22 protein-coding genes are annotated in these 23,939 nt (G+C 55.2%); 13 read left to right on the top strand and 9 right to left on the bottom strand.

The genetic code is table 11. The features are described from left to right. The first annotated feature begins 46 nt into the window (after positions 1 to 46). Positions 47 to 826 carry a hypothetical protein gene (locus tag PS2015_RS04255; protein ID WP_058021060.1) on the top strand — a complete coding sequence of 260 codons (780 nt, stop codon included), beginning with the start codon at positions 47 to 49 and terminating at the stop codon, positions 824 to 826. A gap of 1 nt (position 827) precedes the next feature. Here PS2015_RS04255 and PS2015_RS04250 read toward each other — a convergent pair whose 3' ends face one another. From PS2015_RS04250 to yfbR, 3 genes are read right to left on the bottom strand one after another with little or no spacing between them, the layout of a single operon-like run. Continuing rightward, complete coding sequence (locus PS2015_RS04250) at positions 828 to 3,398, bottom strand: phosphoenolpyruvate carboxylase (protein ID WP_058021059.1); 2,571 nt, start codon at positions 3,396 to 3,398, stop codon at positions 828 to 830. After that, entirely contained in the window at positions 3,395 to 4,651 is a 1,257-nt protein-coding gene (locus PS2015_RS04245; RefSeq protein ID WP_058021058.1) for an MFS transporter, read from the bottom strand. The genes PS2015_RS04250 and PS2015_RS04245 overlap by 4 nt, the downstream gene beginning before the upstream one ends. Further along, complete coding sequence (gene yfbR / locus PS2015_RS04240; protein WP_058021057.1) at positions 4,648 to 5,244, bottom strand: 5'-deoxynucleotidase; 597 nt, start codon at positions 5,242 to 5,244, stop codon at positions 4,648 to 4,650. Before yfbR ends, PS2015_RS04245 begins: the two co-directional genes overlap by 4 nt. Positions 5,245 to 5,318: 74 nt before the next feature. Here yfbR and PS2015_RS04235 point away from each other — a divergent pair, with 74 nt between their 5' ends. Continuing rightward, a complete protein-coding gene (locus PS2015_RS04235) occupies positions 5,319 to 5,636 on the top strand; it encodes a hypothetical protein (protein ID WP_156412654.1) in 318 nt (105 codons plus the stop codon). Here PS2015_RS04235 and PS2015_RS04230 read toward each other — a convergent pair. Next, positions 5,629 to 5,940, bottom strand: coding sequence for a helix-turn-helix domain-containing protein (locus PS2015_RS04230; RefSeq protein ID WP_058021055.1), 312 nt, complete (start codon positions 5,938 to 5,940; stop codon positions 5,629 to 5,631). The two genes, PS2015_RS04235 and PS2015_RS04230, sit on opposite strands and share 8 nt — an antisense overlap. Before the next feature lie 240 nt (positions 5,941 to 6,180). On the opposite strand from PS2015_RS04230, the gene PS2015_RS04225 reads away from it, so the two are divergent. Both PS2015_RS04225 and PS2015_RS04220 read left to right on the top strand, forming a co-directional pair. Further along, entirely contained in the window at positions 6,181 to 7,752 is a 1,572-nt protein-coding gene (locus PS2015_RS04225; protein ID WP_058021054.1) for an AbgT family transporter, read from the top strand. Further along, complete coding sequence (locus PS2015_RS04220; protein WP_058021053.1) at positions 7,742 to 8,524, top strand: hypothetical protein; 783 nt, start codon at positions 7,742 to 7,744, stop codon at positions 8,522 to 8,524. The genes PS2015_RS04225 and PS2015_RS04220 overlap by 11 nt, the downstream gene beginning before the upstream one ends. 336 nt (positions 8,525 to 8,860) lie before the next feature. Here the strand turns inward: PS2015_RS04220 and PS2015_RS04215 are convergent, their stop codons facing one another. After that, positions 8,861 to 10,660 (bottom strand): thioredoxin domain-containing protein, encoded by a 1,800-nt coding sequence (locus PS2015_RS04215; protein WP_058021052.1) that lies wholly within the window; start codon positions 10,658 to 10,660, stop codon positions 8,861 to 8,863. Positions 10,661 to 10,847: 187 nt separating this feature from the next. Between PS2015_RS04215 and PS2015_RS04210 the strand changes: the two genes are divergently transcribed. Further along, positions 10,848 to 12,029 carry an acetyl-CoA C-acyltransferase gene (locus PS2015_RS04210; RefSeq protein WP_058021051.1) on the top strand — a complete coding sequence of 394 codons (1,182 nt, stop codon included), beginning with the start codon at positions 10,848 to 10,850 and terminating at the stop codon, positions 12,027 to 12,029. A gap of 290 nt (positions 12,030 to 12,319) precedes the next feature. On the opposite strand, the gene PS2015_RS04205 is transcribed toward PS2015_RS04210, so the two are convergent. Together PS2015_RS04205 and arfB are read right to left on the bottom strand one after the other, a co-directional pair. Beyond that, positions 12,320 to 12,751 carry a VOC family protein gene (locus PS2015_RS04205; protein ID WP_211271217.1) on the bottom strand — a complete coding sequence of 144 codons (432 nt, stop codon included), beginning with the start codon at positions 12,749 to 12,751 and terminating at the stop codon, positions 12,320 to 12,322. Positions 12,752 to 12,773: 22 nt separating this feature from the next. After that, positions 12,774 to 13,175: an alternative ribosome rescue aminoacyl-tRNA hydrolase ArfB gene (gene arfB, locus PS2015_RS04200; RefSeq protein ID WP_058021050.1), complete on the bottom strand. Its 402-nt coding sequence runs from the start codon at positions 13,173 to 13,175 to the stop codon at positions 12,774 to 12,776. Positions 13,176 to 13,538: 363 nt separating this feature from the next. On the opposite strand from arfB, the gene PS2015_RS04195 reads away from it, so the two are divergent. Genes PS2015_RS04195 through PS2015_RS04185 form a run of 3 tightly spaced genes read left to right on the top strand, consistent with a single transcriptional unit; the run spans position 13,539 to position 16,578 of the window. Then, a complete protein-coding gene (locus PS2015_RS04195; RefSeq protein ID WP_058021049.1) occupies positions 13,539 to 14,516 on the top strand; it encodes a S1/P1 nuclease in 978 nt (325 codons plus the stop codon). Positions 14,517 to 14,560: 44 nt separating this feature from the next. Next, positions 14,561 to 15,427, top strand: coding sequence for a MipA/OmpV family protein (locus tag PS2015_RS04190; RefSeq protein WP_058021048.1), 867 nt, complete (start codon positions 14,561 to 14,563; stop codon positions 15,425 to 15,427). Continuing rightward, the gene (locus PS2015_RS04185) at positions 15,427 to 16,578 is read left to right on the top strand and encodes a DNA alkylation repair protein (RefSeq protein WP_058021047.1); all 1,152 of its coding nucleotides are present in this window, start codon (positions 15,427 to 15,429) and stop codon (positions 16,576 to 16,578) included. The genes PS2015_RS04190 and PS2015_RS04185 overlap by 1 nt, the downstream gene beginning before the upstream one ends. On the opposite strand, the gene PS2015_RS04180 is transcribed toward PS2015_RS04185, so the two are convergent. After that, on the bottom strand, positions 16,556 to 17,692 hold the full coding sequence (locus tag PS2015_RS04180) for an FAD-dependent oxidoreductase (protein ID WP_237113374.1): 1,137 nt from the start codon (positions 17,690 to 17,692) through the stop codon (positions 16,556 to 16,558). The genes PS2015_RS04185 and PS2015_RS04180 overlap by 23 nt on opposite strands. Positions 17,693 to 17,747: 55 nt before the next feature. Between PS2015_RS04180 and ltaE the strand changes: the two genes are divergently transcribed. The 5 genes from ltaE to PS2015_RS04155 all read left to right on the top strand — a co-directional run bounded on the left by ltaE (position 17,748) and on the right by PS2015_RS04155 (position 23,004). Beyond that, the gene (gene ltaE, locus PS2015_RS04175) at positions 17,748 to 18,785 is read left to right on the top strand and encodes a low-specificity L-threonine aldolase (protein ID WP_058023135.1); all 1,038 of its coding nucleotides are present in this window, start codon (positions 17,748 to 17,750) and stop codon (positions 18,783 to 18,785) included. 157 nt (positions 18,786 to 18,942) lie between these two features. Then, positions 18,943 to 19,977, top strand: a complete 1,035-nt coding sequence (locus tag PS2015_RS04170; protein WP_058021046.1) for a Glu/Leu/Phe/Val dehydrogenase family protein — start codon at positions 18,943 to 18,945, stop codon at positions 19,975 to 19,977. Between the two features lie 17 nt (positions 19,978 to 19,994). Further along, positions 19,995 to 21,008 carry a pyruvate dehydrogenase (acetyl-transferring) E1 component subunit alpha gene (gene pdhA, locus PS2015_RS04165; protein ID WP_058021045.1) on the top strand — a complete coding sequence of 338 codons (1,014 nt, stop codon included), beginning with the start codon at positions 19,995 to 19,997 and terminating at the stop codon, positions 21,006 to 21,008. Beyond that, entirely contained in the window at positions 21,005 to 22,006 is a 1,002-nt protein-coding gene (locus PS2015_RS04160) for an alpha-ketoacid dehydrogenase subunit beta (protein ID WP_058021044.1), read from the top strand. Before pdhA ends, PS2015_RS04160 begins: the two co-directional genes overlap by 4 nt. Continuing rightward, positions 22,003 to 23,004, top strand: coding sequence for a dihydrolipoamide acetyltransferase family protein (locus PS2015_RS04155; RefSeq protein ID WP_058021043.1), 1,002 nt, complete (start codon positions 22,003 to 22,005; stop codon positions 23,002 to 23,004). Before PS2015_RS04160 ends, PS2015_RS04155 begins: the two co-directional genes overlap by 4 nt. Here the strand turns inward: PS2015_RS04155 and hslO are convergent. After that, entirely contained in the window at positions 23,001 to 23,870 is an 870-nt protein-coding gene (hslO, locus tag PS2015_RS04150) for an Hsp33 family molecular chaperone HslO (RefSeq protein ID WP_058021042.1), read from the bottom strand. The two genes, PS2015_RS04155 and hslO, sit on opposite strands and share 4 nt — an antisense overlap. Positions 23,871 to 23,939: the final 69 nt, after the last annotated feature.

Here is a 23,939-nt window from a genome sequence, read left to right as displayed (position 1 = left end):
GTCACCCGTGAGTGTTTAACAAGGTACAGATGTCCACGAGGCTAACATGAAAGCAAAATTCGCGCTTATCGCTTTAACCTGCGCTACCGTAGCTTTGACGACACAGAACAGCATGGCGCAGGATCCGGCCAGCGGGTTTAACCCCCAGAACCCATGGACCGTCGAGCTGGAAACCGGGCCAGCCTGGTTCAAACGCAACAATGTACGTATTCCCAACGACATCGGCACCCGCTTTGACATGCTGAATCTGACCGACAACGGGCCCGATCCCTTTCTGCGCCTGTATGCCACCTATGAGTTTAACGAGCGCCACGCGCTGCGGCTGAATATTGCGCCATTGGAAGCATCCGGCAATGGCGTCCTGCCAAATCCTGTGCGCTTTCAGGATACTGACTTTGCTGCGGGTGCTGACACGCGGGGGCGCTACAAGTTCAACAACTACCGTCTGACCTATCGCTGGATGTTTCACCGCAGTGACACCTGGCATCTCGGCCTGGGCGGGGCACTGCTGGTACGGGATGCGGAAATAGCCCTGCGCCAGGGCAATCTGCAGGACTCTGATGATGACCTGGGTGTGGTGCCCTTATTGCACCTGTACGGGGCCTATCATCTGACACCTCGCACCTCAGTGATCGCTGAATTTGAAGGCGCCGCCGCCCCGCAGGGCCGCGCCATTGATCTGAACCTGAAAGTGCAGCACCACATCACGCCAGACTGGCATGTCTATGCAGGGTACCGAACGCTGGAAGGTGGTGCTGACAATGACAGTCTGTACACTTTTGCCTGGGTGCACTATGCCACGTTTGGAGTAGGAATTCGGTTTTAAATCAAGCCGAATTCCTGGCCGCGTTGATATTGCCAAACAGCGTTCGCACCACCATTTTTTCGTACATGGCCAGTTGCTCCGCGGCATCCTGCTCGCGGCATTCACGTATGCGGATCAGCGCATATTGCTGAATGGTCAGCAGTGGCAACACCACTTCTTCCCGCAGACGGATGCTCATGCGGCTGCGCGGGTTATCCTGCAAAAGCTGATCCTGACCGGAGATTTTTAGAACCATCTCCTTGCTGATCAGGTATTCCTGATAGATATCCTGCCAGAACTCGCCAAACTGCGGATCATTTTCCATGTAGCGGGTCAGCTCAAAATTGGTTTTGCTCATACTCTGCATGCTGTTGGAGATAAGCGCTCTGAAGAAGCGCGAATGCTCATAGAGCTCCAGACAGGCATCCAGGCGTCCCAGCTCTTCCTGAGCTTTAAGCGCCGAGCCCAGGCCATAAAATCCGGGTACGTTCTGCTTGAGCTGACTCCAGGCACCCACAAAAGGAATGGCGCGCAGATCTTCAAACTTCATGGCATCGCCACCGCCTCGTTTTGAGGGGCGACTGCCGATATTGGCCATGGCGTAGTATTTGAGCGTGCTCATTTCCTCCAGATAAGGCATAAACAGCTTATGATTCTTGAACGCTTCGTACTTCTGATAGCTGCGCTCTGCCAAATCACGAATCAGATTACGCTGCAGGTCATCCAGCTCACGATCCACACGATCCAGCAGGTTATTCTCCAGCCCCGCCGTCAGCAACTGCCCCAGATTATGCTTGGCCGCATCCTTGATGCCGTAATAAGAGCTGATGGTCTGACCCTGCACCGTCATCTGAATCTGATTGCTTTCGATGGTTCTGCCGTGCGCCGCATAAAAAAGATACGTGTCACCACCACCCCGGGCGGGTGGACCACCACGGCCGTCAAAGAAGATTACCTCAACACCCTGATCGCGCGACACCGCAGTCACGTCCTCCTTGGCAGTGTAAATACCCCAGTTGGCCATCAGGTAGCCACCATCTTTGGTGCCATCCGAGAAACCCAGCATCACCGTCTGGCGTTGACGGCGATGCGACAGGTGAACCTGGTATTGGGTATTGGCATAAAGCCGGGCCATCGACTCTCCGGCACGTTGCAGGTCATCGATGGTTTCAAACAGCGGCACGATATCGACGTTAATCGGACGGTCACGCCAGCCGCACAGGCGGAACAGGGTCAGTACGCGCACCACATCCACCGGACCTCGGCAGTTACTGATGATGTAGCGATGCGCACCGCGCTCACCATTGGTGAACTGAATGCGACGGATGACAGAGAATGATTCAATGGTATCGCGAATCACCGGGTCGTCGAATCGGCTGGCGTCCACCTCGCCCTTGCAGGCGAGCATGGCATTTATCTGCTGATCTTCGTTCAGGGAGTTGAAATCCATTGGAAGCAAACCGGGCTGTTGCTGAACGATGGACTCCAGCGTCCGGGCAATCACCCGGCTATCCTGCCGGATATCAATACTCGCAAAGTGGAAACCAAACAGAGTCACCTTGCGACGGAAAGATTGCAGTGAATCAATATACATGGACTGGTAACGTTCGCTTAGCAGTCGCTCAACCTGATCCAGCACCAGGTGAATATCGCTGAGTAACACGCCTTCGCGCCCCGGTTTCTCGCTGAGCTCATCGCGCAGCTGCTTTTCCAGCTTGTCCAGAGCTTCATAAACATCTCTGAAACTAAGACGACGCTTCAGTTGACGGATGTCATTGTGATAACACTGAATAATGCTCTGTCTGAGTCTGGCCGCAACCCGCAGTGTTGTGTCGGTGGTAACAAAAGGATTGCCATCACGATCCCCGCCTGGCCAGAAACCAATGCTGACCAACTCGGCATTGCTGTTAATCTGTTCTGGAAAGCGTTGTGCCAGTGGGTCTACCAATTCACCAATGGCCTGATAAAAAATATTGCTCAGATACCAGGTCAACAGCACTGCCTCATCATAAGGGGAAGGCTTTTGCTTCTGAAAGAACGGTGTATTGCCAAGCTGCTGTAAAAGATCCCGCACCTCGCCAGTGCGCGCGCCGGAAATCGCTTCTGTCAGGTCAGATATAATGGCTAGCACTTGCCCTGGGTAGAATTGTGTTGGATGCGCTGTGAGCACCACACGCACTCCAAAGTTTTTCAGTAACTGCGCCAGCTTATCGGTGCGTCCATCATCGGCCGCCCTTTCGGTCAGCCTGATCAGTGAGGTTTTGTTGTCGATCTGGTGAATTCGACTGTAAGCAGCATCTTCCAGGGCATCAATCAATACGACCTGGCGCTCTACGTACTGAATAATTTTGAACAGGAACTGGATCTGCTCGTGTTCGTTGAAATGCTCGCGGTGCTGCTCGAAAAATTCGCCAATTATGGATTTGGCATTCTTGCCCTCAGACAATCCGCGTTCGCAGGCTTCCGACAGCAACGGCAGCAAGGTGCCGGTCTGTTCGATAGCATCCAGCGGCAGCTTCAGAAACAGGCTGCTGTAGAGTTGGTAGTTCAGGGCCACCAGCTCTTCAAAAAGCCGGGCAGTTTCATTACTCATAGATCACCTGTGCGCCGTTCTGGCGTCAGCGGCTTTGAATTTGAGGGGTAGGATAATATCATCATCACCAATGCAATCAGCACATACAGGGCGCAACTGCCGTATAGCCACGCGGCACTGACTCCCCGGTCAATAAAATAGCCAAACAGCACTGGCGAGACGGAGGTTGCCATCACCATAATCGACATATTCATGGCGCGAATCGCGCCCAGGTTACGTGTACCATAGATTTCCGGCCACATAGAGCCGTTAATGGGCGGACTGCTGCCAGCCGCCATGCCCAACAGCGCCATCATCAGCGGTGCCACCCACTGCCCGTCAACAAATGCTGCAACCAGCATGCAGGCCAGCAGCGGCAGCAGATAATAGGGCATCAAGCGCACGCCTTTGAATCGATCAACCAGAGAGCCAGCCACCAGAGAACTGACCCAGTGCACAGCGCCATAGACGATGAAGCTGGTGGCCAGCCAGGACATGCTCCATCCCTTGCTGTCGACCAGGAAGTTCTGGTGGATGAATACGCCCGTGATTAAAAAGGGATTGGCCATCAAGCCGCCCAGCGCCAGCCAGAAACGATAATCTTTCAGAACATCGCGGCGGCTGCCGCCTTCCGCAGTCTGAGCTGAAGCCTGCGCCGCCTCTCTGTCCTGTTTGGCCTTCGCACCGCTGAGTCCGGCCGCACTCAACAACAAGATGATCAGTGGTATCAACACCAGCAACACACCGACCGCAATAACCTGTAATGTTGACTGCCATCCAATCACAGCAATCAGAGCCACCGCTGCTGCGGGCAACACGATTTCGCCAACGGGCACACCTGACATCGCCAGGCTCAAGGCCTTGCCGCGGCCATCGGTAAAGTAACGTGACATCGCTGTCATGCCGGTATGCGGCAGCAAAGACTGGCCGAACAATCGCAGCAGAAAAAATCCCAGTATCAAGGATAACAATCCCACCGCCTGTGACAGCACCAGCAAAGCCAGTGCCAGGCCAGCACTGATCACCAGGGAGTAACGGCGCAGCGACACCCGATCAATCAGGCTGCCAGCCCAGACAACTGTAATAGCGGCCCCGAGGGTTGCCAGTGAGTAAGCGCTTCCATAGGAACTGGCACTGAGCCCCAGGGACTGCTGTATTTCCGCACCAAACCAGGCAACAAAAAACGACTGCCCAAAATTACCCCAGAATACGGTGGTAAAACCGAACCCCAGTAAAGCCCAGTGCCTGCCGATAAAGCGCAGATAGTCGGTCATTTCAGTAACTCGTCCAGCGTCAGACCATAACTGGGTGCGAAGGTGTCCAGGAAATATTTCACCTCCGGCGCATCAATTTTGTCCAGTCGACCACGCACGTCCTGTTCAGCCTGACGAAATTCCGGATTGCCCGCCTGCACTTCAGCCTTGCATTTAAGGTAGGCGCAGATAGTGTCGGCGGCTTTGATAATGCGGTGATACTCTGGCGGAATTTCTGCTTCTACCAGTACCCGGCGAAAGTCATCCTGTAACTCTGCTGGCAAAAGGCTCAACAACTCGTGGTCAGCCTGATGCTCTATCGCCTTGTAGGCGCGGGTGATTTCAGGCGAGTGATATTTGATCGGAGAAGGCATGTCACCTGTAATCACCTCACTGCAATCGTGGTACAAAGCGGCAACTACAACCGCGTTGACATCGACAGACCCACCAAATTTGCGATTTTTCACCAGCGCCAGCACATGAGCAATAGTGGCGACTTCCCAGCTATGTTCCATGACATTTTCGTTGATGACATTGCGTTTCATGCCCCAACGCTGCAACCAGCGCAGCTTGCTGATATAGGCATAAAAATGACTTTTGACGTTATGCAGCATAAAAATTCCGGTTTAGATCAAACAAGCATTATACTCGCTTGCCCGACAGTTCGAAAAAACAGTATAAACTGCTTATGACTGACAACATCAAATCCGGTTCGTTTCGGCAACGCCTGTCGCAGGGCGAATACGCATTGGCTATCAAATACTGGTCGTTGTACTGGGTAGTGGCGATAGCATTTTTTATCGCTGGCAGTATGGCAGTAACGCGTGAGGCCTGGCAGGCTTACCTGATCATGCTGGTATTAACGGTAGTATGGACGTTTGTGCTGTTGTTCGGAATAAAGCGGGCCTACACTGGAGAAGATCCGGGCAAGGCACTGAGCCGCATTGCCATGTTGTTTCTTTTGCTGAACATGACTAACGCATTGGCTACGCTGAGCTTTATTTAGAGCGTTGTTTATCAGCAGCTGATGTATGCGCGCCGGAGTCATGCACCATAGGGCGCTGTTCGGACCCGACTGTCGGCCGGTGATACTGCTGAGCTGGTTTGACCACCGGAAACAACTCGCCCACATCCACCTTGAATGCCTGACACAATTGCTCCAGCGTCTTTATAGTCACGTTCTGCTCTTCGTTTTCTATGCGCATGATCGTTGATTGTGCCAGGCCGGTACGACGGGCAAACTCCCGCTGAGTGGCTGTACCACGGCGGTTTCTGACATAAACAGCTAATCTGGAGCGCAAGTGAACCATGTATGGTTTATACTGCCAATAACGAACCACATGCGGTTCAATCAGATCTGACAGTTCTGCCAGCTGGAAGCGACCGGCCTTGATCCGGCGGAAACCGGAGGGGCAGCAAGGGACTCAAAGAAGCCCGCTGCCCCTTCATCTTTTTTCCCTCTTGGCAGTCGTTCACATTGCCCCTGCAGCCGTGCTGAATTATTCTTGCCGGGACTTAAAAGATAATAATCTCAGATACAGGAACCCCGTATGTCCCAATCACCGTCAGATCAGACGCGTCAGGCTGGTATTTTAGGCTGGATTGAACACACCGGTAATCGCCTGCCGGATCCGGTATTCATTTTCCTCTGGTTGATTCTGTTCGTGGTCGCCATCAGCGTGATCGCTGCGATGACCGGGGTCTCTGCTGTGCATCCGACCCAGCTCATGGAAGATGGCAGCCCCCTGATTATCTCCGCCGCCAGTCTGCTGTCGGCCGACAATATACAACGCCTGCTGGTTGAGATGCCGACCACATTTACGCATTTCCATCCGCTCGGTTACGTGCTGGTAGTGATGCTGGGTGCCGGCGTAGCGGAGCGCAGTGGTCTATTTGGCAGTGTGATGAGCAGCGCCGTCAAGATGGCACCTGCCGCACTGCTGACACCCGTTGTGGCGCTGCTGGCCATGGTTGGCAATCTGGCGGCTGACGCCGCTTATGTCGTTCTGATTCCGCTGGCCGGGGTCGTGTTCGCTGCGGCTGGTCGCCATCCCATTGCCGGCATCGCCGCCGGTTTTGCCGGCGTATCGGGCGGTTTTTCTGCCAATCTGATGCCTGGACAGCTGGATGCGCTTTTGTTTGGCATCACCGAATCGGCGGTTGAAACACTGGACAGCAACTGGATCATGAATATCGCCGGCAACTGGTATTTTATCGCTGTCATGACACTGCTGTATCTGCCGGTGATCTGGTACATCACCGACCGCGTCATCGAACCACGCCTGGGCAAGCTCGTGACCAATGCCGAAAGCAGTACGGCAGGTATTATCAAAACCGCAGACGACGTGCTGAGCCATGAAGAGGCACAGGGCATGCGCCGCGCCGGGCTGGCGGCATTGGTGGTCATCGGTATCTGGGTACTATTGTGTGTGGCACCCGGCACACCATTAATTAATGAATCAGCACCAGAAGAAGCACGCATGCAGCCGTTCTATCAGTCACTGGTGGCTGGCTTCTTCATCCTGTTCCTGGCTTGTGGCTGGGCTTATGGCACCGCCACAGGTTCAGTAAAGTCACACCGGGACGTGGTCCGCATGATGTCAGAAGCGATGGCTGATCTGTCTTATTACCTGGTGCTGGCTTTTGCAGCCGCGCACTTTGTGGCCATGTTTAACTGGTCAAACCTGGGACTGATATTTGCCATCAATGGCGCGGCAGTCATTCAGGCCAGCAATATGCCAACTCCCATTCTGATCAGTGTTATCGTACTGCTGACAGGCATGATCAATCTGTTCATCGGCTCCGCCAGCTCCAAGTGGGCCCTGTTGGCACCTGTCATGGTACCCATGCTGATGCTGTTGGGCATCAGTCCGGAAATGGCCACCGCTGCCTACCGCGTAGGCGATGGCGCTACCAATATCATCACGCCGCTGATGCCCTACTTCCCGCTGATCCTGGCCTTCTGCCAGCGCTGGAACAAGGACTTTGGTCTGGGTTCACTGGCGGCCACCATGATTCCCTATAGTATCTGGATGCTGATTACAGGCCTGGTGCTGGCCATGATATGGATCGGTCTTGGATTGCCACTGGGCCCCGGAGCAGGGACAACGTATGCGCTATAAATCGCTGACTCAAACTGCTGCCGGGCATTGCCTGGCAGCGCTGGCACTAATGATTACAGCCAATTTTGCTTTCTCCGCCGAGCAGACTTACGAGGAATGGAGTGCAGAAACGCGCACGTCGCTAAACTTTCGCGTCAATGCCGACGTGGTCAACGCCCTGCTGCCAGCAGGCTGGCAAGTACCCGAGGTCGCGGAAAGCCCCGGCCGGGTGAACCTTGGACTCACCTTCATGGATCGTCACGTCGTGCTTAATGCCCATGGCGAAGCAATCGGCTCCGGCACCAGCCGCTACATGGTGATGTCCGTGCAGGCCCGCAATCAGGCCAGCGGACAAAGCAGCGTGATGATCATCAACGGCGTTTCCCCGGAAGGCACCGGATCCTACGAAGTCTATCAGCCTGCCACAGAAGCAAGCGCAAGCCGCAGTGTCTCTGGGCACGGCACCGAAACTGGCTTGGTAGAAGAAACCTGGCAAATGACCGCCATCAGCGGTGACAGCATCCGCCTGCACCTGCACTATGAACCTGCACCACCAACCAGGCGCCAGGCCACACTGGTGATCCGCTCCGCCAAAAACACCGACTACACCCGCACCTATAAAATAGACCAGGCCACCGACGCCCTCGGCACGCCAGGCGCGCCCAACAGCCGCCTGCACAGATACGAGTTCACCGCCGAAGGTCCGTTATTCTCCAAAATCTTCGACGGCACAGAACAACTCCAAAGCGTCACCTCAACCCCCTGGTACCACCGAGAGATCTACATCCCCTGAGAACCAAAACCGGAACTGGCGAAGCTGTCCATTCCGGGCGATGAGAGAGGCAAAGCAAGGAACGAGGGCGTACCCCCGCCGAACGGGTTGCCGTCAGACACTGAACTGCCGGACTGCCGGATCGGCACAGAGTGCCGGGCGGCGGGTAGCAACAGTCGCCCCAATCAGGCCGCGCTTATCTTTTTACCTTTGACCCGATCAGCGGGCGGGACTGTCCGAGTCCCGAGCCGCTTCGCGGCGAGGTCGAGTTCCCCCCCGCCGGGTCAAAGGTAAAAAGATGCGGCCGGGGCGACTGCTGCTACCCGCCGCCCGGCACGGACCCTGAACGAAAACACCTCAGTCAGCCGAAGCAAACGCAGGCGCCGCCGGCTCCACATACTGCCAGCTGATCGACCCAAAGAACATCTCATCCCAGCTCTGCTGCCCCCAAGGCACCAGACGATCCGGATCCGGATTAGCCTTATTCTGCGCCGAGTTATCGAAGGCCCCGGTGGCCGTAATTACTGTACCAGCCGGTACCAGCTTGGGTTCACGAAGCTGATAACGCAGTTGCCAGTTATAGTTGTAGTTGGCGATATTGATCAGATCTTCCTTGCTGCCATCCGGATAGGTCGCCTCAAAACGCATGTATTTGCCCCGGAAATGCATATGCGGCAAGAAAGCATGCAGATAGGCATCACGCGGAACAGTCACCGATTTCGATTGCTCAAAATTGGGATCATGAGGAGGAATCGGTGTCCAGTCCGGGGTAAAGATACACGCACACTGACCTGACATACGGTACTCGGGCACATACCCTTCGGGGTAAAACCAGATACCGATCTGGCTGGCATCGACAGTTTCCCGTCCGTTCGTTGTGTAATGCAGCTGCAATGCGAGCTGCGATCCGGCTCTGAGCAGGCCACCGGTATTCTCCGGCTCATGATAAGGTGCCGCACCCGGAATGTAGGCTGTGATACTCGGATCATCCGGACTGCCGCCACCCAGGAAGCGCTGACGCCCTGTAGCTTCCGGCGGGATGATGCTGTTCAGGGTATGGTGCAGAACCGTTCTGTCTCCCGCAATGTACTGACTGGCGCGAACCCAGCGATCCTCAGTCAAACCCTCGAAAGGCACAACAACGTTGATATAGTCCAGCACCCCTGTTGCAGGGATTGCCTGCGGAGGCACGTTTACAATCAGGTCGGGTTCACCAAAGGCCCATTCAGTCTCCGGCCAGGTTAACTGCGCCAGGGGATCTTCAGGACCATCAAACAGCGAGCCCTGCTCAATCCAGTGCACCAGCGTTTGCTGGTCAGCGGGTGAAAGCGTGTAGCTGTTAGTAAAATCACCAACGTGCGGATCAATCTGACCCGGCGGCATGCGTTTGGTCATCAGGACTTCTCTGATCATTGGCGACCAGCCCTGAGCCATGCGGTGGTTATTCAGCGCGAAGGGAGCAATACCCTCCTCCCTGTGGCATGCTGCACAGTTCTCCGCAAGAATCGGTGCGACTTCGCGAGTATAGGAAACCTGCCGGGTCAAGTTTTGCTGGCGGGCTGGATAGGCAATCGGGTCACCTGCAAAAGCCAATTGAGGCTGAGATACAGTCTGTCCTGCAGCCAGCTCAGTCAGAGCATCTTGCAGCCCGCCAACCGGTCCGCGATAGACAAGCTCAAAGCGTCGCGGATCATAGATCAGCGCCTCGCCGGCTGCCGTTATGCCCATGGACTCCGCAACTATCTGGGCGTCGTCTATAAGAACGGGCAAATCATCTGCGGCAGATCCCACGGACTGAGAGACAGAGGCTCGACTCTCGCCCAGCGGATTCAGCATAAAAAACTGGAAATCGGTGCCGTGCTGTTCCTGCAGACGCTGGAACTGCGGCAATGCATTACTGAATGAACGGGATTCATTGGTCTGGACGAGAAAAACGATCGCCTTGCGATTGTCATACCAGCTCATGTGATGGAAATAGCCGTTGTGATCAAGCAAGGCAAAATCACCCACTCGTTCACCTATGGTCGCAGCAGAGACAGTTGCAGAATCTGGCTGCGCAGATTGGGCATATCCATTGCCAGTCAGGACAGAGCACAACAACGCTGCTCCGCTGATTGCGGCCACTAAAGGCCCTCGCTTGAAGCTGATCGAGATCATGAAAACCTCCGGCACTGGGCCAAATGGTTAATTTTTATTGTTTTCGCCGCATAAGATTAACTCAATGAGCGCAGAGAGCAACAGACTTAGCGACGAATAATGAATAAACTCAGATATTCCGTTACACTTGGACTCCGAACAAACGCTCAGTATGACTTTTTAACGACGAACAAGAGAAGGACCAGAGATGAGAGAAGCCGTAATTGTAGCAACCGCCCGTACCCCGATTGGCAAGGCCTACCGGGGCGCATTCAACAATACCGAGGGGCCGACCCTGGGTGCCCACGCCATTCGGGAAGCTGTCAAGCGCTCCGGTGTGGCGCTGGATGAGATCGATGATGTGGTTATGGGCTGTGCGGTTCAGCAGGGCACAACCGGCTACAACATTGGTCGGCTCGCTTCAGTGGCTGCAGGATTGCCGAACACAGTTTCCGGCATGAGCATGGACCGCCAGTGCGCATCTGGCATGATGGCCATCTGTACCGCTGCCAAGCAGATCATTTCCGATAACATGGATGTCGTCGTCGGTGCCGGCCTGGAATCCATCAGCCTGGTCCAGAACGATCACCGAAACAAGTTCCGCACAGTTGACCAGAATGTACTGGCCATGTCAGAACACGCCTATATGCCAATGCTGCAGACTGCCGAAGTGGTTGCCAAGCGTTACGGTATCAGCCGTGAAGCTCAGGATGAATACAGCCTGCAAAGTCAGCAGCGCACCGCTGCCGCGCAGGCAGCCGGCAAGTTTGATGACGAAATAGTCCCCATGGAATCTGTCATGGGTGTCATGAACAAAGAGACCGGCGAAATCAGCTACAAGACCGTGAAGCTGGAAAAAGACGAAGGCAACCGTCCTGAAACCAACATCGAAGGTCTGTCCAGCCTCAAGCCGGTCATCGAAGGCGGCTGTATTACAGCCGGTAACGCCAGCCAGCTCTCAGACGGCGCCTCAGCCAGTGTTCTGATGGACAGCAAACTTGCCGAGCAGCGCGGCCTGACACCGCTGGGCGCCTACCGCGGTATGGCCGTCGCCGGTTGTGATCCGGACGAAATGGGCATCGGCCCGGTCTTTGCCATTCCCAAACTGCTGAAGCGTTTCGGCCTGAAAATGGACGATATCGGCCTGTGGGAACTGAACGAAGCCTTTGCCGTGCAGGTCATGTACTGCCGCGATAAGCTGGGTATCCCCAATGAGCTGCTGAACGTCAACGGCGGCGCCATCTCTATCGGCCACCCCTATGGCATGAGCGGCGCCCGCATGGTCGGCCACGCTTTGATCGAAGGCAAGCGACGCGGCGCCAAGTATGTCGTCTGCACCATGTGCGTCGGCGGCGGCATGGGTGCTGCAGGCCTGTTTGAGGTCTACTGATAGGTTAACGCGGGGGACGGAGGCGGTCTACGTCCCCATCCACTGGCAGTGATAAAGCGTCTTGGTGGTGAGCGGGGTGACGGCCGACCACATCCCTGGCGGGAATTTCCGGCGCTGTAGAACTCGACCTCGCGGCATAGCCGCTCGGGACTCAGACAGGCTTCGCGCTTTATCGGAAATTCCCGCCAGGGATAAACGTGGCCTGATTGGCCGTCACCCCGCTCACCACCAAGACGCGATTAACCAATCAATTAAATGGGGACGTAGACCGCCTCCGTCCCCCGCGTCAACTACACTGCAAAGAGCTGCGATTCAATATCTGCAAATGCCTTGAACTCCAGCGCGTTGCCTGACGGATCCAGAAAAAACAGTGTCGCCTGTTCACCCGGTTGTCCCTTGAAGCGTATGTACGGCTCAATAACAAACTGAGTCCCGAGCTTGCGCAGTTTCTCCGCAAACACCTCCCAATCATCCATTGTCAGCACCACGCCGAAATGCGGCACCGGCACTCCGTGACCATCCACATGGTTGGCATGCTGATTTACCTGCCCGTCCCTGCCAATATTCGGATTCAGGTGCACCACCAACTGGTGTCCGAACAGGTTGTAATCAATCCAGTGATCAGAGCTTCGCCCCTGGGGCAGACCCAACCGGTTTCCATAAAACTCACGGGCTTCTTCAAGGTCACGAACCTGTATTGCCAGATGAAACGGGGTCAGCATAAAGATTTCCTTCAAAGAAAAGTCAGTCAAGCGATGGTTTGGAACGCATGGATTTTATCGTAGCAACTTTACGCTTGCTATCCAGACGTTTACGTTTCGCTGCCCTGGGTATCTTTGTCGGAACACGGGGCGGCTGTTTTTCCCCCGCCTTGTCCACCAAAGCCTGCAGGCGGGCTAAAGCGTCTTCTCGATTTTTTTCCTGGGTGCGAAAGCGTTGCGCCTTGATAATCAGCACGCCATCCGATGAAATTCGGCGATCTTTCAATTCCAGAAGAGCCGTTTTCAGAGAGTCAGGCAGGGATGAACCCGGTATATCAAAACGTAAGTGAATAGCCGAAGCGACTTTGTTAACGTTCTGGCCGCCGGCACCCTGAGCCCTGATGGCAGTCAGCTCGACTTCCTGTTCATTTACTTTCATAGACATTACTTGCTGCACCAGAGCAGTGCAAAGATAATCATAAAAGAACTAAATAAGCCCACTTTATAAACAGCGCGCCCCCATCACCCATAACCGACAACTATTCATATATCCTTATAAAACAGCAACCTGAGAGAATAACAGAAAAGTTGGCACGCCTGATGCAATGTTCCTGTCAAGCATCAATACTTCCCCGTTTGATGTGGTAAATGGAACTGACTCTCCCCTTTTCCATTGATGGGTGATCTCGCCCACGTGTGTATCCCCGTACCACGTGGGCTTTTTTTTGGTCAACTGTCATGGTCACATGAAGACCTCATGATAAGATAAGTCCCTGACTTCTGCGACCCTGCTTTTCCGGAGCCCACCATGTTTCCCAACCGACTGGCGTCTTTGTTTTGCCTCGTGCTGCTCTTGCCGGTCAATGTGCAGGCCTGGGATGCGCTGGGCCACCGGCTGACAGCCTATCTGGCCTATGACCAGATGAACGACACAGAGCAGTCCCACTGGATCTCCATATTGCAGGCTCATCCCCGTTTCCAGCAAGATTTTGTCGACGCCATGCCCGCCGATATTGCCCGTCTGGGCCAGGCTGAACAACAGCGCTGGCAGTTTGGGCAGGCTGCCATCTGGCCGGATATAGCCCGAGGTTTTCAGGGTTTCGACCAGCGCCGCTTTCACTTTCCGAACCGCCACTGGATAGACGGCACCTGGGTGCGCGACGATGTCCCGCTGCAAGGCAATATTTACCTGAACATGGATGCTTTGCCTGAGCAAACCGGCCCGGCAAACGACGAAATCACTCAGCACAGTGATGCCGACAACGTGCTGACCGGACTTGTCTACGCCCGTTACGCTTTGATAACACAGACCAGCCCCGAAGAGCGCGCCATCGCATTAAGCTGGCTGTTGCATTTGATTGGCGATATCCACCAACCTCTGCATACCGGTGCGCTGTTTACCCCGAACCTGTTTCCTGAAGGCGATCGTGGTGGCAATCTGACCCGTGTCGACGGCAGTAATCTTCACGCCATCTGGGATCAGGCTTTACGCGGCCCCTCGCTGAACCGCAACCTCGCAGAGCTGCGCGCAATTGCAGCCCAGTTGGATGACAGCTTCGCATTCGAGCCCGGCCAGTGGATGCTGGAAAGCAGGGAGATACTTCACGCCGATGTCTACCCGGACAACGTAATCGCCAATATCCAGCGCAGCGATAATACCGGCAATCAGCTCGGTTCTATGCAACTACGGGACACCTACCGGGAAGCCATGCGCGAACAGGCCTTACAAAGAGTCGCAGAGGCCGGCCACAGAATACTGGGCACATTGTTGAACCTTCCGCGATAGATATCCGTATACAAGAACCAACCCGACCAACACGTGGGAAATCAATGAAACGCTTATTTCTGACTACCTTCGCTGCCTGCTCTGTTCTTTTTGCCGAAGCCAATGCAAACGAAACTGCGCCAGTCATGGTCGAAAAACCGTTATGGGAACTGGGATTCGGAGCCGGAGCTTTTATCTCCCAGCCCCAATACCCAAGCTCCTCAGAAACTCAGACGCGCGGGCTGGGATTGCCATACATCATCTACCGTGGCGATGTGCTCAGAATCGGCGATGGACAGGCCGCACGTGCTGTAACCGCCGAAAATGAATTTTACGAGGTGTCACTGTCCTTTGACGCCGCGTTTGATGCGGACAGCGAAGGCAATAAACTGCGCCAGGGCATGCCCGATCTGGATTTCATTTTCGAAGTTGGCCCTCAAGTCATGTTTAAGCTGCAAAACTTCACCTTCCGGGACAAAAGCCGCAGCGAGCTGCAATTATCCTTACAGGCACGGGCCGCCTTCTCTACCGACTTCAGTCGCATTGACCACCGCGGTTATGTCTTCGAGCCGATGCTGCGTTACCGGCACTATGGCCTGTTCCGACCAGAGTTCGAGGGCACTTTATCCATACGGCCAGTATGGGCTACCCGCGATCTGCACGCCTATATCTATGATGTGGCTCCGCAGTTTGTCAGCAACGAACGATCCGTGTATCGTTCGGAGGCCGGGTACTTTGGCACGGGTATCAACTTTACCGGCACCTGGCATTTGAATGAAAAAGCGCGTATTTTTACCGGCATTCAAACTACGTTTCACAATGGTGCGGTGAATCGCGACAGCCCTCTTTATGAAGAAGATTTTACTGTAGGCTTTGCGCTGGGTTTTATCTGGTCCTTCCTGGAGAGCAAGCAAACAGTCATGAGACCCTGATGGCAGAACCCTTAAAAAACCTATACGGCCCGGACATACCCCAACGCATTGCTGACATGATCAGCTCGATTCATCCACGCTTTTCTGCGCAGAAATTTCTGGATTTTGTACTGCCCGATTACGAATCACTGGAGTTGATGCCGCGTGGCTGGCACATGGCGGATGGCCTGAAGCACGCCCTGCCCGATAACTATGAACAAGCCGTGGATATTCTGCTGGAGTCGCTACCGCCGCCTCGCCCGCCAGAAGCGGAACGATCAGCAACCGCTGACCGCGAAGGCAACACCATGGCACCGTTCTTATTTATGCCGCACACATTTTTTGTCGCGCGTTACGGACTGCAACACCATGATGCATCCATGCGCGCGCAGTATGAATTGACCCAGCGTTTTACCGCCGAGTTCAGTATCCGGCCATTTCTGCAGTATCACCAGCAAGCCACATTAAAAACGCTGCAAAGCTGGATTGATGACCCCAGCGAGCACGTTCGCCGATTGATCTCGGAAGGCACGCGGCCGCGCCTGCCCTGGGCATCCAGGCTTCCAGCTTTTCAGAAAGATCCGCAACCGGTACTGGAATTACTGGACCAACTGAAAGATGACCGTTCTTTGTACGTGCGCCGCTCCGTTGCCAATAATCTGAACGATATCGGCAAGGACAATCCTGAGGTGATGCTGCTCACTGCCAGGCGCTGGCTTGAGAATGCCAGCCCGGACAGAGAATGGATTGTGCGTCATGCCCTGCGGGTAGCCATCAAGAATGCGGAACCAACAGCACTGGCACTGATGGGTTATGGTGCACACCCTGAAGTGGCTGTATCGAATATCTCAATAAGACCAGCGCAAATCAGAACCGGCGATGAAGTTGAATTTTCTGCCATCATCAAAAGCACCTCAGATCAACAGCAGCCATTACTGATTGACTATAAAGTGCACTTTGTAAAGGCGAATGGCGGCACCAGTGAAAAAGTGTTTAAACTGACCCGTCTTGATCTTGAAGCACATACTGAGATGCCAATCGCGAAAAAAATATCATTCAAGCCGATAAATACACGCCGTCATTACCCGGGGCGTCACCACGTTGACCTGCTGATTAACGGTCAGGTTTTCCCTTTGGGAAGTTTTGTATTCAAAGGCGATGACGCCGCATAAATTCCAGATCCAGATAATCCTTCCAGCGCCCCAGCAGCGGTCTTAGCCATGCAGTTCCCGCGGAAAAACGTCCGTAACTCATCAGTGCACCGCCATCGGCCGTTGCCAGCAAGGCCAGTGCCTGACGCTGAGGCTGAAACGTTTGCAAGGAATCTGCGCTGAACGAAGCCAGCACATTGTGGGCAATAACCGGTCCGTGACGCACTGCATATACACCAGAACGCGGGTGTGGTTTCGCCGTCGACATCAATGTAGCCGCATCCCCGCTGACAAACACATCTGGGTGATTCTTACTCTGTAACGTGTTGCCTACCGCAAGAAAGCCATCATCATCCTGCTGCAAACCGCTGTCGGCATACCACGGTAAGGCTCTGGCACCGGTGGCCAGCACCAAGGCACCAGTATCGGGCAGCGCCTGACCTTCTGCCCACAGTCGTCCCTGCTCGATGCGCGTGACACGTGTCTGTTCGTATACGGACACACCTCTGTTTCGCAACAGCCGCCCGGCCAGGGCCTGCAAGTGCCGGCTGTGACCATCCAGCAAGCGGCCGTTGAAAACCAGACTGGTCTTCGTATGCGGCAATGATTTCTGCAGCGCCAGCGTTAGCTCAAAGGCAGCCGCTCCTCCACCAACCACAGTCAGTCTGGACGGTGCCTCATGCATCCAGTACTGCCATTGCTCTTTAAATGCCGGAAACGGCTTGGCAGGCACCTGCTGAATACTGCCGTCGCTTGTCAGGGTGGGCGGCTGCGAGCCAGTATTGATCGACAGGACCTTATAGGACAGACTTGCCCCGTCTGTCAGCTCAAGCCGTTTTTCCGATGCATGGCAGGACGCAATACCCACGCTGATCAGTCGCAGTCCCACCTTCTTGCACAGCGGCTGCAAATCAATGGCACACGCTTCGGGAGTGAATCGCCCGGCGATCATGCCGGGCATCATTCCCGAGTACCATGCCTTTGAAGTTGGCGAGACCAGCACACTGCCTTCAGGCACCCGCAACCCAGCTTCTGCCCACACACGAATGGCGACCAGATGCGCATGGCCGGCACCTGCCAGCACCAGCGGTGCAGACAGGGAAGAAGAATTGATTTGTTGCTCGGGGATGGTCACAGAAAGGCGGCCGCAGTACACTCACAAGGCAAACATGATACCGGAAAACCAGCTTATGACCATGCCCAACGATCAGTACATTGATTTTCGCAGCGACACCGTGACCCGCCCGACACCTGCCATGCGCCAGGCGATGATGCAGGCCGACGTCGGCGACGATGTCTGGGGCGAAGATCCCACCGTAATCGAACTGGAGCAGGTACTGGCTGCCAGGGCAGGCATGCAGGCCGGTTTGTTTATGCCCTCAGGCACCCAGTCCAATCTGGTGGCCCTGCTGACTCACTGCGCACGCGGTGACGAATACATTGTGGGACAACAGGCACATACCTATAAATATGAAGGTGGTGGTGCGGCCGTGCTGGGCGGCATTCAGCCACAACCACTGAACATGACGGCGTTTGGCGGTCTGGATCTGGATGAGGTTGAACAGGCCATCAAACCCGACGATTGCCACTTTGCCAGAACCCGGCTGCTATGCCTGGAAAACACCGTACACGGCAAGGTCCTGCCGCTGGATTATATTGAACAGGCTCGCGAATTGACCGACGAGCACGGCCTTCTGCTGCATCTGGACGGCGCCCGTATTTTTAACGCCGTGGTGAAACTGGGCTGTGAGCTGCAAGAGATCACCCGTCATGTGCATACCATTTCCATTTGTTTGTCTAAGGGGTTGGGAGCACCAGTAGGATCGGTGTTGCTGGGTCCGCAGACTTTTATCAATCAGGCGCGCCGCTGGCGCAAGGTAACGGGTGGTGGCATGCGCCAGGCAGGCATTCTGGCGGCTGCAGGGCTTCATGCGCTGGATCATCACATCCAGCGACTGGCTGACGACCATCGACGGGCTGCTGATCTTGCCGGGCATCTCATGAAAGCAGGCTTTGAGCTGGACCAGCCACAAACCAATATGTTGTTTATCAATTCAGGGCAGCTACCCCGTCAGGCCCTGGCAAGCTGGCTGGACGACCATGGTATTAAAGCGGACTGTCTGGGACGCGACAGCATACGCCTGGTCACCCATCTTGACATCAGCGATGCCGATATCGCCAGAGCCGGCGAGGTGTTTACGGCATTTATGCGGGCTCACCGACTTTAATCGCTCTTTACCCGCATCTATTTTTTAGGCTAAGCTCCGTACACAAGGTGCTTTTACCCAAGGCACCGGACATAAACCGCAGGCCGCCAACTCAACACCCCGAGCAGCGCCGGTCTTGCATGCGACCTACAAGGTCAGACAGCGGTGGAGAGCTATTATGTTCGACAAAATCGAGCGCGCGCGCCTGGAATCCATTCATTTCCGGCACGACCCTGAATCCCGTCTTAACGCCATCATTGCCATACACAATACCCGCCTGGGCCCAGCTCTTGGTGGTTGCCGTTGCATTCGTTACAGTAACGATAACGAAGCTATTGATGATGTGATCAAACTGGCCCGCGGCATGAGCTACAAAGCCGCTCTGGCTGGCGTGCCGCAGGGCGGCGGCAAGGCTGTCATCATGCTGCCCGCCGATATGAACCTGAATCGCCATTCGCTCTATCAGGCCTTCGGCCAGTTTGTGCACAGCCTGGATGGCTACTATATCACCGCCGCCGACAGTGGCACGCAGCTCGCCGATCTGGATCAGGTGGCCACTGTCACGCCCTATGTATCTGGCACCAGCCACGATGGCTACAACCCCTCCCCCCTCACGGCACTGGGCGTATTCGCAGGCATAAAAGCCGCCGTCAGGCACCAGTTGCAACGCGACTCGTTAAAGGGACTGCACATAGCAATCCAGGGCGTCGGTAATGTGGGATTTGAGCTCGCCGGGTTGCTGCACAACGCCGGTGCCCGACTGACGATTGCCGATACCAACACCGAACGGGCGAGACTGTGTGCCGAGGCATTTCATGCTGATCAGGCCAGCACGGCAGAGATCATCGGTATCGACTGTGATGTCTTTTCACCCTGCGGGCTGGGTGGCATCCTGAACAATGAGACCATCCCCCGGCTGCGCTGCGCCATTGTCGCCGGTGCAGCCAATAATCAATTACAAAGCCCCACCCACGGTCTGCTTTTACAGCAGCGCGATATTCTCTACGCACCCGACTACGTCATCAATGCAGGGGGGCTCATCACCGTCTCGCTGGGCTTCCTCAAAAAACCTCTTGCCGAAATCCGCAACCGGACCCTGGGGCTTAAGCACACTTTGCTAAATTTGTTTGAGCGCAGTCGGGCGGAAAAAATTCCGCCAGGGCAGATTGCTGATCGCATGGCAGAGGATATTCTCTACGGCCAACTCACATAATTCGGGAGGTTTTGCACATGTCCAGACAACATGATTTTGATTGGCTGCGCCTGGCCTACCGACACATGGTCACCATCCGCGCCCTCGACAAAAAAGCCGTCGCTCTGCAGCGCACCGGGCAGATGCGCACTTATCCGTCCAGCCTGGGCCAGGAAGCCGTCGGCATTGGCATCGGTATGGCCATGCAAGATAAAGACGTGTATGCCCCTTACTATCGGGATCAGGCGACTTTGTACCTGCGAGGCGTCAGACTCAGCCAGATTCTGCAGCTCTGGGGCGGCGACGAACGCGGTCATCTTTTCGAAGGCCCGGCTGCTCGTGACCTGCCAATATGCGTCCCTATCGCAACGCAATTGACGCAGGCCGCAGGTGTCGCTGTGGCCCTTAAAAGTCGACATGAAAAACAGGCCGTCGTGACCAGTTGTGGCGATGGTGCCACCTCACGGGGTGACTTCTATGAGGCACTCAATCTCGCCGGCCTCTGGCAATTACCTCTGGTGACAGTCATCAACAATAACCAGTGGGCGATTTCAGTACCCCGCCATTTGCAAACCGGCACCGAAACACTGTCGCAAAAAGCCGTTGCCGCTGGCATCGAAGGCATACAGGTGGACGGCAACGATGTGGCCGCTGTTCATGACGCGGTGTCTGCCGCGCTGGAAAAAGCCCGCAGCGGCAAAGGCGCCACCTTGATCGAAGCGGTTACCTATCGCCTGGGCGATCACACCACGGCGGACGATGCCACCCGTTATCGCGACAAGCAGCAAGTCAGCGACGCGTGGCAAAACGAGCCAATCAAACGTCTGCAGACCTGGCTGCACGATAACAATGAATGGAGTGCCGGGCAGGAGCAGGCGCTGCAAAAAGAAGTACAGCAGCTCATCGAAAAAGCCGTCACTGACTACCTGGCAGCAGAAGCCCAGCCGGTTGATGAATTCCTGCAATTTCAATACGAAAAGATGACCCCGGCACTGTTGGAGCAGCAGGCGCTAATCAAGGCCCGCTCTGAGCAGGGGAGGGACAACTCATGAGCAATAAGCAGCCACAGGTACACGAGCTGACGATGGTGGAAGCTGTCAATCTGGCTTTGCGCCGCGCGTTAAATGACGATGAAAATGTCGTCATATTGGGCGAAGATGTTGGCACCAACGGCGGTGTTTTCCGCGCCACCGAGGGACTGAAACAGGACTTCGGTTTCAAGCGTGTGATGGACACGCCACTGGCAGAATCCATGATCGCCGGTATGAGTGTTGGCATGGCCACCCAGGGCATGCGCCCGGTGGCTGAAATTCAGTTTATGGGATTCATCTTTGCTGCCTTTGAACAGATAGTATGCCACGCGGCACGTATGAGAAATCGCACACGCGGCCGCTTGCAGTGTCCGCTGGTGATTCGCGCGCCCTTTGGTGGCGGCATTCAGGCACCGGAACATCATTCGGAGAGCACCGAAGCCCTGTTTGCGCATATACCCGGCCTTAAAGTGGTCATCCCCTCATCCCCTACCCGGGCCTACGGACTGCTGTTATCGGCCATTGCCAGTAACGATCCGGTGGTTTTTCTGGAACCCAAACGCATTTACCGAATGATCAGACATCGCGTAACCGATCATGGTCAGGGGCTGCCACTGGATACCTGTTTTACTCTCAAACAGGGAAGTGATGTCACCCTGGTAAGCTGGGGCGCCATGGTGCACGAAACCTTGCAGGCTGCACGCAAACTGGAAGCCGACGGCATTTCTGCGGAAGTCATCGACGTGGCCACCATCAGTCCGCTGGATTTTGAAACCATCAGACGTTCTGTCAGACATACCGGGCGCTGCGTCATCATTCAGGAAGCGGCAAGAAACGGCGGTGTCGCATCCGAGATCAGCGCCCGTATCGGCGAAAGCTGCCTGCCCTGGATGAAGGCACCGGTGCAACGCGTGACCGGTTTTGACGCCACCATGCCCTACCCAAGGCACGAGCATTTATATATGCCAACGACTGACGATATTGTTGCGGCTGCGCGCCAAACGCTGGAGGGAATATGAAATACTTTAAACTGCCTGATCTGGGTGAAGGATTGCAGGATGCCGAAATTGTCGAATGGCACATCAAAGCCGGCGAACAGGTCACCGAAGATCAGATCATCCTGTCGGTAGAAACCGCCAAAGCCATTGTCGAGCTACCGGCTCCCCAGGCTGGCACCGTATTAAAACTCTTTGGCGAGCCCGGCGATATTGTGCATGTGGGAGACCCGCTACTGGAGTACGACGCCGAGCAGGATGACAGTGGTACCGTCGTCGGCGAAGTCAGCAGCGCCTCGCGCGACAGCACAGCCGAGGACGATGATTTTATTATCGGCAGTCCTTACGATACTGACGCACCCGAGCCGCAAGGGCGCAGCAATGATTTATTTGAAGGCGGTCAGACGCTGAAGGGCGTGCAGCGGGTCATGGCTAAAAATATGTCCAAAGCCCATGCCGAAGTTGTCAGCGTTTCCATTCATGACGATGTGGATATCAATGCCTGGAAAAAGGGCGAAGATCCGACCATGCGACTGGTACGGGCTATTGCTATTGCTTGTCAGGCCGAGCCTGGCCTGAACGCCTGGTATGACGGAGAGCGGATGGCGGTCAAACGGCATGAACACATAGACCTGGGCATCGCCGTGGACACCCCGGAGGGACTCTTTGTGCCTGTCTTGCGAAATATCGCCGGGCGCGACCCAAAGGATTTACGCAAGGGTTTAAATGCGCTTCGAGAAGCGGTTCAGACCCGCAAGATTCCTCCGCAGGAAATGCGTGGGGCCACTATCACTTTGTCGAACTTTGGCACCATGGCCGGCCGTTACGCGAACCCGGTGATTGTACCGCCCATGGTGGCCATTCTGGGTGCGGGCAAGATTCGGCTGGAGGCAGTTGCGACAGAAGATGGCATTGCCGCACACCGGGTCATGCCGCTTTCATTGAGCTTTGATCATCGCAGCGTCAGCGGTGGCGAAGCAGCACGATTTCTGGCGGCAGTCATAAAGGATCTGGGAAGCTAGTGCAGCACGTCGCTGCGCTCCTGCAGTAACAGAGCCACTTCTGAGGCGTCGAACTGGTATTCGGTGCCACAGAATTCGCAGGCGATTTTTACTGCGCCCTGCTCGGCGACGATACTGTCAACTTCCTGCTTGCCTATCGAAATCAGGGCACGTGCTGTTCGCTCACGCGAGCAACTGCATTGATAGTGGAAATCACGCGGCTCAAAAAGTTGCACCTGTTCCTGGTGATAAAGTCGGTGCAACAGCTCGTTGTTATCAAGTTTAAGCATTTCTTCTGCTGTCAGTGTTTGCGCCAGCGTCATCAGATGCTGCCAGCCTGCTTCACGCTCTTCCGGATCCTTTTGCATGGCAGTTGGCAATTGTTGCAGCATGAAGCCGCAAGCGTGTTCGTTGTCGACAGCAAAAAAGAACCAACTGTGCAACTGTTCGGACTGTTCAAAATAGGCCTGCAGGGACGCTGCCAATGACCCACCCTGCAAGGACACGATGCCCTGATAGGGCTCTGTCTGCCGCGAGTCAACGGTAATGACCAGCACCCCGCTGCCTGCCAGCGCATCAAAATCGGTGTGGACGGGCATTTCATCAAAGCGCGCAATACCTCTTATCGCCCCCTCACTGGTACATTCGGCCATAATCAGACTCAGTTCACCATCGCCGCGCACCTGCAGCACCAGACGGCCGTCATATTTTATGGCAGAACCCAGCAAGACCCCGGCAGCCAGAAACTCACCCAACAACTGACTGACAGCTGGCGGGTAAGCCTGATTGCTGATCGTGTCTGTGTAACTTTTTGTTAACCGGACTATTTCACCACGCACATCGGCGTTGCTGAACAAAAAGCGCTGGCATTGATCCTGGGTCGACATGTGATCTCTCAACTTTTAAGATGGAGTCTATTTTACGCCCCCGACCGATGCTTTGCACGGCAGAATTTT

Source organism: Pseudohongiella spirulinae (genome assembly GCF_001444425.1).
Classification (GTDB): domain Bacteria; phylum Pseudomonadota; class Gammaproteobacteria; order Pseudomonadales; family Pseudohongiellaceae; genus Pseudohongiella; species Pseudohongiella spirulinae.
Note: the sequence above shows the minus strand (reverse complement) of the source record. Positions and strands in the feature narration are given on the sequence as shown.

Excerpts from the sequence above, each read along its gene's own strand:
- ltaE (WP_058023135.1), top strand. The coding sequence starts at position 17,748 with ATGACCATGCCCAACGATCAGTACATTGATTTTCGCAGCGACACCGTG.
- PS2015_RS04170 (WP_058021046.1), top strand. The coding sequence starts at position 18,943 with ATGTTCGACAAAATCGAGCGCGCGCGCCTGGAATCCATTCATTTCCGG.
- PS2015_RS04205 (WP_211271217.1), bottom strand. The coding sequence starts at position 12,751 with ATGCTGACCCCGTTTCATCTGGCAATACAGGTTCGTGACCTTGAAGAA.
- PS2015_RS04215 (WP_058021052.1), bottom strand. The coding sequence starts at position 10,660 with ATGATCTCGATCAGCTTCAAGCGAGGGCCTTTAGTGGCCGCAATCAGC.
- PS2015_RS04155 (WP_058021043.1), top strand. The coding sequence starts at position 22,003 with ATGAAATACTTTAAACTGCCTGATCTGGGTGAAGGATTGCAGGATGCC.
- PS2015_RS04195 (WP_058021049.1), top strand. The coding sequence starts at position 13,539 with ATGTTTCCCAACCGACTGGCGTCTTTGTTTTGCCTCGTGCTGCTCTTG.
- PS2015_RS04210 (WP_058021051.1), top strand. The coding sequence starts at position 10,848 with ATGAGAGAAGCCGTAATTGTAGCAACCGCCCGTACCCCGATTGGCAAG.
- PS2015_RS04220 (WP_058021053.1), top strand. The coding sequence starts at position 7,742 with ATGCGCTATAAATCGCTGACTCAAACTGCTGCCGGGCATTGCCTGGCA.
- yfbR (WP_058021057.1), bottom strand. The coding sequence starts at position 5,244 with ATGCTGCATAACGTCAAAAGTCATTTTTATGCCTATATCAGCAAGCTG.
- PS2015_RS04255 (WP_058021060.1), top strand. The coding sequence starts at position 47 with ATGAAAGCAAAATTCGCGCTTATCGCTTTAACCTGCGCTACCGTAGCT.
- PS2015_RS04160 (WP_058021044.1), top strand. The coding sequence starts at position 21,005 with ATGAGCAATAAGCAGCCACAGGTACACGAGCTGACGATGGTGGAAGCT.
- arfB (WP_058021050.1), bottom strand. The coding sequence starts at position 13,175 with ATGTCTATGAAAGTAAATGAACAGGAAGTCGAGCTGACTGCCATCAGG.
- PS2015_RS04190 (WP_058021048.1), top strand. The coding sequence starts at position 14,561 with ATGAAACGCTTATTTCTGACTACCTTCGCTGCCTGCTCTGTTCTTTTT.
- PS2015_RS04245 (WP_058021058.1), bottom strand. The coding sequence starts at position 4,651 with ATGACCGACTATCTGCGCTTTATCGGCAGGCACTGGGCTTTACTGGGG.
- PS2015_RS04235 (WP_156412654.1), top strand. The coding sequence starts at position 5,319 with ATGACTGACAACATCAAATCCGGTTCGTTTCGGCAACGCCTGTCGCAG.
- PS2015_RS04250 (WP_058021059.1), bottom strand. The coding sequence starts at position 3,398 with ATGAGTAATGAAACTGCCCGGCTTTTTGAAGAGCTGGTGGCCCTGAAC.
- PS2015_RS04230 (WP_058021055.1), bottom strand. The coding sequence starts at position 5,940 with ATGGTTCACTTGCGCTCCAGATTAGCTGTTTATGTCAGAAACCGCCGT.
- pdhA (WP_058021045.1), top strand. The coding sequence starts at position 19,995 with ATGTCCAGACAACATGATTTTGATTGGCTGCGCCTGGCCTACCGACAC.
- hslO (WP_058021042.1), bottom strand. The coding sequence starts at position 23,870 with ATGTCGACCCAGGATCAATGCCAGCGCTTTTTGTTCAGCAACGCCGAT.
- PS2015_RS04185 (WP_058021047.1), top strand. The coding sequence starts at position 15,427 with ATGGCAGAACCCTTAAAAAACCTATACGGCCCGGACATACCCCAACGC.
- PS2015_RS04225 (WP_058021054.1), top strand. The coding sequence starts at position 6,181 with ATGTCCCAATCACCGTCAGATCAGACGCGTCAGGCTGGTATTTTAGGC.